We start from the raw sequence: 13,071 nt of genomic DNA on the forward strand, positions 1-13,071 counted from the left end.
TCAGTCCGCAGCCTGAAAGCCTTTCTTGCGCACCCGGTAATGGGCGATGGAGGTGGCCACATGGTTGCCCTCCGCGTCCACCAGCCTGCCTTCCAGAACAAACTTCGCCCTGCCCTTGGCGTCGGCGTCCGCCAGGATCTGCGCCACGGTTTCCGGAGGCAGGCGAAACTCCACCGTCACATCGGAATTCGCTGGCTGCAGGAACTGCAGCGTCATTTCCTTGAGGATTGGAATATAGGCCGGCCCCAGATCAAACAGCGTAAGCACCCCACCAGGTATTTCTGCCACCAGGAAATAGGCGCCAGCGTACAGGCTGCCAAAGTGGTTCTTGTTGCCCTTCAAGCGTATTTTCGCCCGCACATAGCCCGGCTGAACCTCCTCCACTGAAAAACCATTGCGTGGAGCAAACGGGATGGAAAACCCGATGATGCGGTTCACTGCCGCGTAACCGCCCGTTTTCTTGAGCCATTCCAGAGGGCTTGCCAGCGTGGCTTTGGGATCAGTGCTGGCCACCCATTGGCCGGTGGCACCGATCAGGTTGTCAATGAACGCCATAACCGTCATCCAGTAAAGAGTAGAAGCCGATCATTGCAACGCGGATTCCGCCTCGCAAGAATCTTTTACAATTTTTTTGGAATCCGTCCGATTTATTTCGGGGTATGTGTTCTAGAGTGAATGGTGCCTGTACGCTGCCCCTGCCAGGAACGGGCTTTCCCGGATTAAGAAAGGAATTCTGATTTGGACACCTATTTTTCCTGTCGCGCCCTCCGCGTCGTGGCCCTGAAACTGGCTCACAGCCTGACCATCCTGGCCGTCTTGATCGCCGGCGCCATGGCCCCGCTGGCCAGCGCAGCGAAGCTGGAGCCAGACTCGGGAAAAAGCGCATTACCGGCCCCCCGGGAATACGTGCTCTGGTACCGTAATTACGACAGCCCCGCTATTCGCGCTCTGGTGCAACTCGCCCTGGGCAAGACCCCGGAGTATGGGGATTTCAGACTGATTCGCAGCGAGGAGCTGAGCCAGGGTCGGGCCCTCAGGGAACTTGCCGATCACCAGTCACGGCTGGTGGATATCGCCAATGTAGCAACCACGGAGGAGCGGGAGAGCTTTCTCACCGCCGTGCCCATACCGGTTGACGGAGGTCTGCTCGGTTTCAGGGTATGCGTTGTGCTGCCCGAGTCCCTTCCGATGTTCGAAGGCATACACAACCTGAAAGATCTTCGCGCCAGTAACATTCGTATTGGCCAGGGGTCCCACTGGCCAGACACACCAATCCTCGAATCCAACGGCATTCCGGTGATCACGCACTCCCGATACGAAATCCTGTTCGGGATGCTGCGCAACCATCGGTTTGAATGCTTTGCCCGAGGGGTCAGCGAGGTCCTCTACGATCTGGAAGTGGAAAAAGACCCCGACCTGGTCATCGAGCCTAACCTTCTTCTCGCCTACCCCATGCCCTCTTACCTGTTTGTGGCGCCGGGCGATCAACTCACGGCTCACCGCCTGCAACTGGGTATGGAGCGTGCCATTCACGACGGCAGTTTCGCGGAATTTCTCCGGAACTACTATGGCGCCGCGGTAACAGCCCTCGGCCTGGACCAGCGCACCGTCATTACCCTCGACAACCCCTACCTCAGCGAAGAGTCTCGCTACGTGAGCCGCCAGACGTTCAGCAACCTCCGGCGGCGCCTGGACATCCTCAGTCGCTGAGGTGTGGGCTTCAGACCCGGAATCTGGAGGCGTTCTGGTTCAGGGCCGTGCCGATCCGTTCAATCTGTCCGCTGTAGACATCGTTCTCGCTGGCCGCCGCTGCGGCTTCCTGTCCCTGGTCGGCGATACGCGTAATCGAGGCGTTGAGCTCCTCGGTCACCGAGGTCTGTTCTTCGGATGCCGTCGCGATTTGCGAAGTCATCTGGCTGATGGAGCTGATAGCCTCGGCAATGCGGTTGAGCGCGTCCATGGCGTCCTGAGCTTTCTCCATGCTGACGTTGGAGACCGCCGTTGACGCTTTCATGACTTCAACCGCATCGTTGGCGCCCTTCTGCAGACGCTCGATCATGTTGTTGATCTCTTCGGTACTGGACTGGGTGCGCTGGGCGAGGTTGCGTACCTCGTCGGCCACCACCGCAAAGCCACGGCCCGCCTCTCCTGCCCGGGCAGCCTCAATGGCGGCGTTCAGGGCCAGCAGGTTGGTCTGCTCGGCGATTCCCTGAATGACCTCGAGAACGGAGGTAATGGACGTGACGTCCCGGCCAAGGGTGTCGATGACCTCAGCGGCCGCGTTGACCTCCTGGGACAGCTTTTGCACGGCATCGCGGGAAGCGGCAACAGTCTCCAGGGAGGCCCGGCTGTCCTCGTCCGCAGTATTGGCTGCATCGGCAGTCTGCTGGGCGTTCTGGGCTATCTCCCCCGCCGCAGCGGACATTTCATTGATTGCCGTCGCTACCATGTCAATTTCAGCCTGCTGGCTCTCCACACTGGCACGGCTGCTGCTTGCGGTTTCGCGAAGGGACACAACATTTTCGCCCAGCTCGGCGCTGCCTTGCTGCACATCGCGCACCACCGTCTGGATATTCTCGACGAACTGGTTGAAGCTGCGCGCCAGCTGGCCGAATTCATCGCTGGCGCTGGCATCCAGACGCTGGGTCAGATCGGCGTCGCCGCTGCCGATGTCAGCCATGGCGCCGTTCAGTCGGCGTATCGGTGCCATCAGCAATTTGATGCCGACATGCAGCAGAACCAGTGAAACGATCAGACCGATCACGGCCATCACCAGGCCGGTCATTCGGGCGCTTTGCACCGGAGCGTTGATCTTGTCGGCGTTCACGAAGGTGCCGAGGTACCATTCCACACCCCGGGCGTCACTGATGGAATGAAAGCTCGCCTCCCACTGCCCGTCGTCGGAGGCATACTCGTGTTCACGGCCGTCCAGATTCGGCTGCCCGCCAATCAGCTGGGCAATATTCTTGCCCACCAGCTCCTGCCGGGGATGGAACAGCACTGTGCCTTCGCCGTTGATCAGCGCCGCATAGCCGGTCTCCGCCAGGGTCACCGTGGACAGGGTCCTGGCTATGGCACCCAGGCCGATATCGGCGCCTGCCACACCTTCGTACTCGCCACGCTTCACGGGTGCCAGCGTGGAGATGATCATGTCGCCGGTACTGGCGTCCTGATAAGGCTCGGTGAAAGAAGCGCTGCCCAGTGCCATGGCTTTCTGGTACCAGGGCCGTTTTCTCGGATCGTAGTCCGCCGGCAGCGTTGCGTTGGCCTCCGGTGATTTCATCAGCATGTAGCCATCCGTGCGGCCCACGTAGACATCCCGGAAACCGCCGCCGGTGGTCATGGCCTGCAGGATCACGCGGGCCTGCTCGTCATTTTCGGCCTGCTCCAGCGCCGTGGCGGTTGCTTCCGTCATTTTCAGCCGGGTATTGAGCCACTGCGCAATACTGGACGTACTCTGCTCCACGGTGTCGTCGATCAACGCTTCTACATAGGTTTCGGTGGTGTTCTGGAGGCGAAGATCGCCGGAGAGTGTGAAAGCACCCATCACCAGCAACAGCAGGATACCGAATGCGGTCAGGAGCTTTTGCCCGAATGTCATGTGCACAGTCGTGTCCTCTGGAATATTTCCTGATATTAATCAATATCTGTTTCGGCCCGTGATGCGAAGTCTTTAGCGGCTTCTGTTAAACTTCTTAAGTATTGGCGGGTTTCAGCCTTTTGTCCTCTTCTCACAAAACCGACGGGAGCCGAACTGAATGGCGCACGAAGAACTGCACCTCAACCTGCGAAATCTCAGGCTCGACGACTACGAACAGCTTCAGGTTCTGATGGACCGCGTGTACGACGACATCGGCGGAGCCTGGCCCAAGGACACCATCAAGGCCCTCGTCGAGCAGTTCCCCGACGGTCAGATCTGTATTGAGGAGAGCGGCCAGCTGGTGGCCGTGGCGCTTACTGTGTGTGTGAAATATGAGCGCTTCAGTAACCCCCACACCTACGACGATCTGATCCTGCGTAACGAGAAGATCTGGCACAACGCCAACGGCGACTCCCTCTACGGCCTGGATGTCTTTATCCACCCGGAATACCGGGGTTATCGCCTCGGCCGTCGCCTTTACGAGGCCCGCAAAGAGCTGTGCCGTTCCATGAATCTGCGCGCCATTCTGGCCGGCGGTCGAATTCCCAATTACTTCAAGTACGCCGATCAGTACACCCCGGCGGAGTACATTCAGCGGGTGGACCGCAAGGAAATCTACGATCCGATCCTGAGCTTCCAGCTCTCGAACGATTTCCAGGTTACGCGCTTGATGCACAAGTACCTGCCGGAAGATGAGAAATCCCTCGGTTACGCCACGTTGCTGGAATGGCGGAATATCCTGTACACCCCGCCCTCTCCGGTGCTTAGTGTCAAGAAAACCCAGGTGCGCCTGGGCGCCGTTCAGTGGCAGATGCGGGAATTCACTTCTGTGGAAGAGGTACTCAAACAGGTGGAGTACTTCGTGGATGCGCTGTCTGACTACAAGAGCGACTTCGCCCTCTTCCCGGAGTTTTTCAACGCGCCGCTGATGGGCTTGACCGACCAGCTGGACCAGACCCGGGCGATTCGATTCCTGGCGGGCTTTACCCAGCAGTTCCGGGAAGAAATGTCGGAGATGGCGGTCAGCTACAACATCAACATAATCACCGGCTCGATGCCCCTGATCGAGAACGACCGGGTATACAACGTTTCCTACCTGTGTCACCGGGATGGGCGCGTGGACGAGCAGCGCAAGATTCACATCACGCCCCACGAGCGCCGCGACTGGGTTATCGAAGGCGGCAACCATTTCCAGGTGTTCGACACCGACGCCGGCCGGGTGGCCATCATGATCTGCTACGACATCGAGTTCCCGGAGCTGGGCCGAATTGCAGCCAGCCAGGACGTGGATGTGATCATGGTGCCGTTCTGGACGGATACCAAGAACGGTTATCTGCGGGTTCGCCACTGCGCCCAGGCCCGGGCCATCGAGAACGAATGCTATGTGGTCATCACCGGCAGTGTTGGCAACCTGCCCAAGGTCGAGAACCTGGACGTGCAGTACGCGCAGTCGTCGGTCTTCTCGCCGTCGGATTTTGCCTTCCCGCACGATGCGGTGATGGCGGAAACCACACCCAATACCGAGATGATCATGTTCTCGGATATGGACCTTGAGAAGCTCAAACTGGTTCGAAACGAGGGTTCTGTCACCAACCTGAAAGATCGTCGGGTTGATATGTACGAACTCAAGACAAAATAACGGGATCCGCACGGCAGGCATCTGAAAAACTGCGTGAGGGGTCGGCGGTATGGCACTGACGGCGTTGCAAAAGCGAAAGTCCGTGTCTATTGTTTAACCAATATCCAGCCTGTCCTCCCAATGGGCAGGTTGCAGTGGATACGGACATCATCAGAGAAACAGAATTCATGAACGAAGCGTTACCAGACCTGGTCGCCCGCTTTCGGGTAAAGCAGGGACTGTTCCGGAAGGAAACGGTGGAAGCGGCCCTGTATGAATTGGACGGCTACGGTTGTGTGATGAAAACCGACAAGGTGTTTAATCCGGGAGACACAGTGCTGCTGGATCTGGTCATGGATATGCCCTTTGACGAGATTCGGGCGGAAAACCTGTCCGGACTGGTCACCGAGCGCAGGAAGCACTGTAGCAATTTTTTCTATTCCATCGATTTCGTAGAGTCCGATCCGAACGGTACCTCTTCCACATCGGAAAAACTGCGTCGGATCCGGGAAGTCCTGTCGAAAAAGCAGTCCCTGAAGTCACGTCGTTCCTCAGGTTCCATTTCCGGTTTTCGGCAAATGGCCTGATTCTGCTCACTCGTTGAACCCTGTCCGCAAGGAGACATTCCATGGCGAAAAAAGCCAAGCAGAGCGTTGACAAGATTGTTAAAAAGGTGAACAAGGAATTCGAAAAGACGTCGTCACAGATTGAAAACCTGGTGAATGACGCCCTGAAACAGTTCGACAGCCTGCAGAATCAGGTGCAGGAGCCTGTGCGCAAGCTGCTCAAGGAAATCGACGAGCTGCGCGACCGGGAGATGAAGCGATTTCACGAGGAGTTCGAGCGTCGTCTGAACGAATTCCACGAGCTCCAGAGCAACATTCTTGAGCGGCTCGGCGTGGCCTCGAAAGAAGCCGGCGACGAGGTGAAGAAACTCACCGATGAGGCCAGCCAGCAGGCCAGAACGGCCGCCCGGAAAGCGGCACCGGCCAAAGCCGCCAAGACACCAGCCAAGCCGAAGGCCAAGGCTTCCACCAGCACCAAAGCGCCGGCCAAGGCAAAATCCGCGGCCCAACCGAAACCGGCGACCAAATCCGCCGCGAAAAAGCCGGCCACCAAAACCAGCAAGGCTTCTGCCAGCAAAACCTCCGGGGCCAAGGCTTCGAAACCGGTCAACAAGAGCGACCTCACGCTAGTAAAAGGCATCGGCCCTGCCACCGCCAAGAAAATGAAGGACGCCGGCATCACCTCCATTGACCAGATTGCCAATCCGTCTGCGGAAGATCAGGACAAGCTGAAAGCTTTCTCAAACGTGAAGGGATACAGCCAATTTACCGTTGAAGCCAAGAAAATTATCTGATGCGAACGCCTGACCAGCCTGTTTTACGGGACATTGTCCTGATTGGCGGCGGGCACAGCCACGTCGGGGTACTGAAACGGTTCGCCATGAACCCGGTACCCGGCGTGCGCCTGACGCTCATCTGCCGTGACACCCATACCCCCTACTCCGGCATGTTGCCTGGCTACGTGGCCGGCCACTACAGCTACGATGACGTTCATATCGACCTGAGCCGCCTTGCAGAATACGCGGGCGCACGGTTTTACCGTGCCGAAGCCATTGGTATCGACCGGAATCGAAAGCGCGTGATCTGCCGTGGCCGACCCGATGTGCCCTACGACATACTTTCCATCAATATCGGTTCATCGCCCCGGGTGAACGAGGTGGAAGGTGCCGCCGACCATGCGGTCCCGGTTAAGCCGATTACCGGTTTCAACAGTCGCTGGCTGGCCTTGCTTTCGCGTATCGAGAATCACGACGGACCTCTGACGGTCGCCGTTGTGGGCGCGGGAGCCGGTGGCGTTGAGCTTACCCTGGCCATGCAGTACCGCCTTCGGAGAGAACTGAAACAACGGGGCAAAGACCCGGACCAGCTGCATTTTCACCTGTTTGATGCCGCCAGTGAGATTCTGCCCACTCACAACCCCAAGGTACGGGAAGTTTTCCGCAGTACGCTTTCAGAGCGCGGTGTAAAACTGCACCTGGGCGCGCCTGTCTCAAAGGTTGAAGCGGGCGTTCTGGTCACCGAATCCGGTGAGACCCTGCAAACCGACGAAGTGCTCTGGGTTACCCGCGCCGGGGGCCCTGAATGGCTCAAGGACACCGGGCTGGCTCTGGATGACGGTTTGTTCCTGCGTGTGCGGGATACCCTTCAGGTGGAGAACGACGATAGTATTTTTGCCGCAGGTGACATCGCCAATGTGATCAATCACCCCCGGGAAAAAGCCGGTGTGTTTGCGGTTCGCCAGGGGCCGCCTCTGGCAGACAACCTGAAGCGCCTAGCTACCGGCAAACCGCCAAGGGATTTCCATCCTCAGAAGAAGTGGCTTGCCCTGATCAGCACCGGCGACCGTTATGCCGTGGCGTCCCGTGGCGAGACAGCCTTTGACGGCGCCTGGGTTTGGCGTTGGAAAGACTGGATCGATCGCCGCTTCATGAAGAAATTCAACGATCTTCCGCCCATGGAGGAGTCGTCTTCATTGCCGGATACCGCAGCCGCCCAAAGTCCGGAGGAAGCTTCCCAGGCAATCTCGGCGGTCGCCATGCGCTGCGGCGGTTGCGGCGCCAAGGTAGGCAGCACGGTACTCTCCCGCGCCCTGGGTGAATTGAAGCCCATCGAGCGCGACGACATTCTTATAGGGCTGCACGCTCCCGATGATGCCGCCGTTCTGAAGGTTCCACCCGGTAAGGCGGTAGTGCACACCGTGGATTTTTTCCGCGCCTTCATCGACGACCCCTACGTGTTCGGCCGGGTGGCCGCCAACCACAGTCTGGGTGATGTGTTCGCCATGGGTGCGGAGGCCCAGAGTGCCACGGCGGTGGCCACCGTGCCCTACGGAATCGAGTCCAAGGTTGAGGACGTGGTGTATCAGATGATGTCCGGTGCGGTGGAGGTCCTCAATGAGGCCGGATGCGCACTGGTCGGTGGGCATACTGGCGAAGGCAAGGAACTGGCTCTCGGGTTTGCGGTGAACGGCCTGATCGATCCTGATGAGGTCATGAGCAAGGGTGGCCTGAAGCCCGGCGATGCGCTCATCCTGACCAAGCCAATTGGCACCGGCACCCTGTTTGCTGCCCATGCCCGTCTTGCCGCCAAGGGCCGGTGGATTGATTCCGCTCTTGCCTCCATGGTTCAGTCCAACAAAGCGGCTGCCATTTGCCTTCGCAAGTACGGTTCCAGAGCCTGTACCGACGTGACCGGTTTTGGCCTGCTGGGTCACCTGGTAGAGATGACCAAACCCTCGGGCGTGGACGCCGAGCTGGATCTCTCAGCCATTCCGGTTTTGCCCGGCGCGGAGGAAACCGCGGCCGCCGGCATACTAAGCTCGCTCCAACCGGCCAACATCCGGTTGCGGCGTGGTATTCGCGAACAGGAGAAATGGGTGAATCATCCCCGCTACCCTCTCATCTTCGATCCTCAGACCGCCGGTGGTCTGCTGGCCAGTGTGTCAGCGGATCAGGCCGAGGCCTGCGTGCGGGAACTGCGATCTCTGGGTTATCCCCACACGGCCATTATCGGCCGGGTGATGGCCCAGGATGAGTCCGGGCCCATCGAGCCCATCGCCCTTCGGGACTAACTCTGCTGTGAACGGCGCTGGACGGCAAGGGCCAGCGCCTGCTCCAGTGAGGCCTGTTCGCGCTCCGGCGTGAAACGGTGGGCCAGACGGGAGACAGCGGTTTTCAGGCTGCCGAGGAATGTCGGGTCGGTTTCTGCCCGGTTGAGCAGGTCAGCCAGCGCCCGTTCGTTCTGTACCGGGAAATAACCGGGATAATCCGATCCCAACAGTCCCAGGTTGCCCGGAATATCGGAGGCAATTACCGGCAAACCGGCGCGGCAGGCCTCGGACACTACATTGGCGCCGCCTTCCATTACCGAACTGATGACCATCAACTGGCTGTTGACCATCAGTTGCCGGGTTTGCGCCTGATCCAGCTCGCCCAGCCAGCGGAAGCGGTGGTTTTCCCTCATTTCCCGCTCGGCCATGGCCTGCCACTGTTCGTTGTGAGGTTTGCCGGCGCAGAGCACCCGAATACGGGACTCCGGAGGCAGCAGCCTGGATGCGCAGGCAGCCCGCAGCGAGTCTTTCTCTTCCCGCAGGTGCCCGATGACGCACACGTTAAAGCCTCCACCCGCCACCTCAGGCTGTACTTGCGGGAAGTCTTCGGGGCCGGCAGCAGACTGGTAGAGGGTTACCAGCTTGTCGGAAAACTCAGCGGGGATGTCGTTGGCCAACCGATCGTGCAGGCCGATGAGGGCGTCGGCCTCGGTCATGGAGTACCGCGTGTCCTCAGGGTACTCGCGCTGGTGACGATAGATGTCGGTGCCTGTCAGGGCAACGATCAGCGGCCGCTCGGGCCAGGATGACCGGAAACGTCGAACCGCTGCCACGCTGCGCCAGGCGTGCAGGGCGATGAACGCGTCGCAGGGCTCCCCGGTGTAGTCGGTGACTACCGTCACCCGGTGGCCCGCTCGTTGCAGCAACCATTGCCAGCGCTCAGCGGTGGCCCGGTTGCCGGCTCTCGAGCCCGGCTTCGCTGGTGTGATCATGATAATGTGCATCGCGCTCGCCCGGAGAAAAATTTCCTTCGATCAGTGAGATGGCCCTGAGCCAATCAAACCTGCAAATCGTATAGCTGTTCAGAGTTAACGTAAATCAAGGTATCCTCCTCGATACCAGTAAACGTTGATTCTCAACGATGTCCCGTCAAATCCTCTGGTAATCAAGGAACGCACATGGCCTGCAATCTTATACGGAAATTGATGATTTCCAGCCTTTTCTGCTTCACCGCAGCTTCTGCCTCTGCCGAAACCTTCGTTTTCACCGCTATTCCCGATGAAGACGAGACCAAGCTGGTGGAGCGATTCCGGGGTGTTGCGGACTACCTGGAAAGTGAACTTAACGTGGATGTTCGCTACATCCCCGTAAAATCCTACGCCGCTGCCGTCTCGGCTTTCCGGAATAACCAGGTGCAGCTGGCGTGGTTCGGCGGACTTTCCGGCGTACAGGCCCGGCGTCTGGTTCCTGGCTCCGAAGCCATTGCCCAGGGCGTGGAAGACGAGGCCTTCCAGACCTATTTCATTGCCAACACCAGCACCGGCATTGAGCCCGCAGGCGAACTGGCGGAACTGGAAGCGGATCTCAAGGGCAAGACCTTTACCTTTGGCTCCAAGGGCTCCACGTCTGGCCGCCTGATGCCTGAGTTTTACATCCGCGAAGTGTTCGGTCAGCAGCCGGAAGACTTTTTCAGCCGGGTTGGCTTCAGCGGCAACCACACCCGCACCTTGCGGCTGGTAGAAGCAGGAACCTATGAGGTAGGCGCCCTGAACTTCCAGGTGTGGGAGAAAGAACTGGAAGATGGCAACATCGATACCGACGCCGTGAAAGTTATCTGGGAAACCCCTCCCTACCCTGATTACCAGTGGACCATCCGGGGCGACGTGGATCAACGGTTCGGCGAAGGTTTCAAGCAGCGGGTTACCGAAGCCCTTCTGAATCTTGACGATCCTGCCCTGCTCGAGAGCTTCCCGCGGTCTGGCTTCATTCCCGCCTCGAACGACGACTACGAGCCGATTCGCCGGACAGCGGAAGAGATCGGAATCCTGGATTGATGTCAGGTTTCGACTTTTCCGGTCTGACGGCTTCCTTCAGCGGTGAGCGGGTTATAGGCCCGCTCTCTCTGAGGGTAGAATCCGGTGAACAGGTTGCCCTCGTGGGCAAGAGCGGGGCTGGTAAGTCAACGTTGATCCGCCTGATTCACGAACGGGTAAACCGGGATGCCTCCCTGGTACCACAGGAACTGGGGCTGGTTAACGCGTTACCGGTCTTTCACAACGTGTTCATGGGGCAACTGGACCGGCACGCCACCTGGTACAGCACGATAACCTTGATCCGCCCCTTTGCCCGCAACCGGGCCGAAGTCAGCGGGCTGCTCAAGACCTTGGGCATGTCTGAGAAAATCTGGATGCCGGCGGCGTCATTATCCGGTGGCCAGCGGCAACGAGTAGCCATTGCCCGCGCACTCTACCGGAACGCCCCCATTCTGCTTGCGGACGAGCCCATTTCCGCCCTGGACGGCCCCATGGCCCATATGGTGATGGAGCTTCTCAAGGAGCGGTTTGCCACCAGCGTGATTGCACTGCATGACGTCGACATGGCGCTTAAATACTGTACCCGCATTGTCGGTATTCAGGACGGTCAGGTGGCTCTGGATGAGCGCAGCGATCGGCTGACGTCCGCCGACATCATGTCCTTGTACTAGGGAACGGAGCGGCACCATGCTTTCTTCCCCCACGGTACGCACCAGCCTGATTTTCCTGGCGATCGCTCTCGTCGGGCTGCTGTTTGCCGACATTGCCATCACCGCCTCCAACCCCTGGCGGGATCTCGGCAACTTCTTTCTGGGCGTGATTACCCCGAATTTCTTCAGCAGTGAAGGCCTGATGACGGCGCTGTTGCGGACCGTTGCCTTCGCTTTTGTGGGCGTGGCGCTGGGTAGCATTTGCGGTTTCCTGTTGTCACTGGTGTACCGCTTTCTACCGGTCCGTATCTTCTGCGCCTTTATCCGCGCCATCCACGAGCTCTTCTGGGCATTGATCTTTCTTCAGTTCTTCGGCTTCCACCCCCTCACCGGTGTTCTTGCCATCGCCATTCCCTATGCCGGAATCTTCGCCAAGGTCTATTCCGAAATCCTGGATGAGGTCGATCCCGAGCCAGCACGGCTATTGCCGCCCGGCACAGGTGTGATAGCAACCTTCCTCTACACCCGAATTCCGGACTGCTGGGTGCAACTGAGAACCTACACGGCATACCGCCTGGAATGCGGCTTGCGCTCGAGCGCCATCCTGGGGTTTGTGGGCTTGCCCACTCTTGGCTTCTACCTGGAGTCGTCGTTCTCCCAGGGCCTCTACTCCGACGCAGGCGCCATGCTGATCCTGTTTTATGTGTTGATTGCCACCATTCCGCTCTGGGTAAAACCTCGGCTGCTGCCCGTTTACATCCTGGGCGCCCCGTTTTTCCTTGGCGAGGGGCTGCCCATCGTATGGGGTAATGTCGAGCGATTTTTCACACAGGACATCATTCCCAGCCCGCTGAGGGACGGCGAAGGGCTGGCCGGTCTGTTGCCATGGCTGAACGATTTGATGATCAATGAGGCGCTTCCGGGAATCTGGAACACCGTTGTCCTCACTCAGATTGCCCTGGTGGCCACTGGCATTCTGACGTTGCTGGCCTTCCCGCTGATTTCCAATCATTTTGGTGGGCCTGTGCGCCGTACGTCAGGCCATGTGTTCCTGGTGATTGCCCGCTCCACACCGGAATACATCCTTGCCTACATCCTGCTCCAGCTTTGGGGGCCCTCCATGCTGCCGGCCGTGGTGGCGCTGGCCCTCCACAACGGCGGCATTATCGGCCACCTGATTGGCCGGCAGACAAACGGCATTCGCCTACGCCCCGACGCGCCCACCGGCTTTAATCGCTACAGTTGGGAGCTTGTGCCCCGGGTGTATCGTTCCTTTCTCGCTTTCCTGTTCTACCGGTGGGAAATCATCATGCGGGAAACGGCCATTCTCGGGATTCTCGGCATCTATACCCTGGGCTTCTACGTGGACAGCGCCATCCAGAACATCCGGTTTGATCGTGCCATGGTGCTTATCCTCATCACCGCACTGCTGAATATCGGAATCGATGCCCTCGGCCGCTTCATCCGACGGAAACTGGCGTTGCAGACGATGCCCACCTGCTGAGCAAACCGCGT

At 59.0% G+C, this 13,071-nt stretch carries 11 protein-coding genes; 8 read left to right on the forward strand and 3 right to left on the reverse strand.

The genetic code is table 11. The features are described 5' to 3' along the window. A complete protein-coding gene (locus tag AC0J1C_RS08665; protein WP_473046469.1) occupies nt 1-555 on the reverse strand; it encodes a PaaI family thioesterase in 555 nt (184 codons plus the stop codon). Between the two features lie 276 nt (nt 556-831). Here AC0J1C_RS08665 and AC0J1C_RS08670 point away from each other — a divergent pair, with 276 nt between their 5' ends. Then, nucleotides 832-1,710, forward strand: a complete 879-nt coding sequence (locus AC0J1C_RS08670) for a hypothetical protein (RefSeq protein WP_473046521.1) — start codon at nt 832-834, stop codon at nt 1,708-1,710. Nucleotides 1,711-1,720: 10 nt separating this feature from the next. Here the strand turns inward: AC0J1C_RS08670 and AC0J1C_RS08675 are convergent, their stop codons facing one another. Beyond that, the gene (locus tag AC0J1C_RS08675; RefSeq protein WP_473046470.1) at nt 1,721-3,607 is read right to left on the reverse strand and encodes a methyl-accepting chemotaxis protein; all 1,887 of its coding nucleotides are present in this window, start codon (nt 3,605-3,607) and stop codon (nt 1,721-1,723) included. A gap of 151 nt (nt 3,608-3,758) precedes the next feature. Between AC0J1C_RS08675 and AC0J1C_RS08680 the strand changes: the two genes are divergently transcribed. From AC0J1C_RS08680 to selD, 4 genes are all read left to right on the forward strand, one after another. Continuing rightward, a complete protein-coding gene (locus AC0J1C_RS08680; RefSeq protein WP_091985295.1) occupies nt 3,759-5,279 on the forward strand; it encodes a carbon-nitrogen hydrolase family protein in 1,521 nt (506 codons plus the stop codon). Nucleotides 5,280-5,446: 167 nt separating this feature from the next. Further along, a complete protein-coding gene (locus tag AC0J1C_RS08685) occupies nt 5,447-5,845 on the forward strand; it encodes a hypothetical protein (protein WP_375193467.1) in 399 nt (132 codons plus the stop codon). Nucleotides 5,846-5,886: 41 nt separating this feature from the next. Beyond that, nucleotides 5,887-6,618 carry a helix-hairpin-helix domain-containing protein gene (locus AC0J1C_RS08690; protein WP_473046471.1) on the forward strand — a complete coding sequence of 244 codons (732 nt, stop codon included), beginning with the start codon at nt 5,887-5,889 and terminating at the stop codon, nt 6,616-6,618. Continuing rightward, a complete protein-coding gene (selD, locus tag AC0J1C_RS08695; RefSeq protein ID WP_473046472.1) occupies nt 6,618-8,894 on the forward strand; it encodes a selenide, water dikinase SelD in 2,277 nt (758 codons plus the stop codon). Before AC0J1C_RS08690 ends, selD begins: the two co-directional genes overlap by 1 nt. On the opposite strand, the gene senB is transcribed toward selD, so the two are convergent. Further along, nucleotides 8,891-9,877: a selenoneine biosynthesis selenosugar synthase SenB gene (gene senB, locus AC0J1C_RS08700; protein WP_473046473.1), complete on the reverse strand. Its 987-nt coding sequence runs from the start codon at nt 9,875-9,877 to the stop codon at nt 8,891-8,893. The genes selD and senB overlap by 4 nt on opposite strands. A 174-nt stretch (nt 9,878-10,051) precedes the next feature. Between senB and AC0J1C_RS08705 the strand changes: the two genes are divergently transcribed. Genes AC0J1C_RS08705 through AC0J1C_RS08715 form a run of 3 tightly spaced genes read left to right on the forward strand, consistent with a single transcriptional unit; the run spans nt 10,052 to nt 13,060 of the window. Beyond that, the gene (locus AC0J1C_RS08705; protein WP_473046474.1) at nt 10,052-10,927 is read left to right on the forward strand and encodes a putative selenate ABC transporter substrate-binding protein; all 876 of its coding nucleotides are present in this window, start codon (nt 10,052-10,054) and stop codon (nt 10,925-10,927) included. Next, nucleotides 10,927-11,577 (forward strand): phosphonate ABC transporter ATP-binding protein, encoded by a 651-nt coding sequence (locus AC0J1C_RS08710; protein ID WP_473046475.1) that lies wholly within the window; start codon nt 10,927-10,929, stop codon nt 11,575-11,577. The genes AC0J1C_RS08705 and AC0J1C_RS08710 overlap by 1 nt, the downstream gene beginning before the upstream one ends. A gap of 16 nt (nt 11,578-11,593) precedes the next feature. Next, nucleotides 11,594-13,060, forward strand: coding sequence for a PhnE/PtxC family ABC transporter permease (locus tag AC0J1C_RS08715; RefSeq protein WP_473046476.1), 1,467 nt, complete (start codon nt 11,594-11,596; stop codon nt 13,058-13,060). Nucleotides 13,061-13,071: the final 11 nt, after the last annotated feature.

The sequence above is a fragment of the Marinobacter sp. E2 genome, assembly GCF_055755345.1.

What these genes read in the sequence shown, in the direction of transcription:
- senB (WP_473046473.1), bottom strand. Translation starts at nt 9,877, where the DNA reads ATGCACATTATCATGATCACACCAGCGAAGCCGGGCTCGAGAGCCGGC.
- AC0J1C_RS08665 (WP_473046469.1), bottom strand. Translation starts at nt 555, where the DNA reads ATGGCGTTCATTGACAACCTGATCGGTGCCACCGGCCAATGGGTGGCC.
- AC0J1C_RS08705 (WP_473046474.1), top strand. Translation starts at nt 10,052, where the DNA reads ATGGCCTGCAATCTTATACGGAAATTGATGATTTCCAGCCTTTTCTGC.
- selD (WP_473046472.1), top strand. Translation starts at nt 6,618, where the DNA reads ATGCGAACGCCTGACCAGCCTGTTTTACGGGACATTGTCCTGATTGGC.
- AC0J1C_RS08670 (WP_473046521.1), top strand. Translation starts at nt 832, where the DNA reads ATGGCCCCGCTGGCCAGCGCAGCGAAGCTGGAGCCAGACTCGGGAAAA.
- AC0J1C_RS08680 (WP_091985295.1), top strand. Translation starts at nt 3,759, where the DNA reads ATGGCGCACGAAGAACTGCACCTCAACCTGCGAAATCTCAGGCTCGAC.
- AC0J1C_RS08710 (WP_473046475.1), top strand. Translation starts at nt 10,927, where the DNA reads ATGTCAGGTTTCGACTTTTCCGGTCTGACGGCTTCCTTCAGCGGTGAG.
- AC0J1C_RS08685 (WP_375193467.1), top strand. Translation starts at nt 5,447, where the DNA reads ATGAACGAAGCGTTACCAGACCTGGTCGCCCGCTTTCGGGTAAAGCAG.
- AC0J1C_RS08690 (WP_473046471.1), top strand. Translation starts at nt 5,887, where the DNA reads ATGGCGAAAAAAGCCAAGCAGAGCGTTGACAAGATTGTTAAAAAGGTG.
- AC0J1C_RS08715 (WP_473046476.1), top strand. Translation starts at nt 11,594, where the DNA reads ATGCTTTCTTCCCCCACGGTACGCACCAGCCTGATTTTCCTGGCGATC.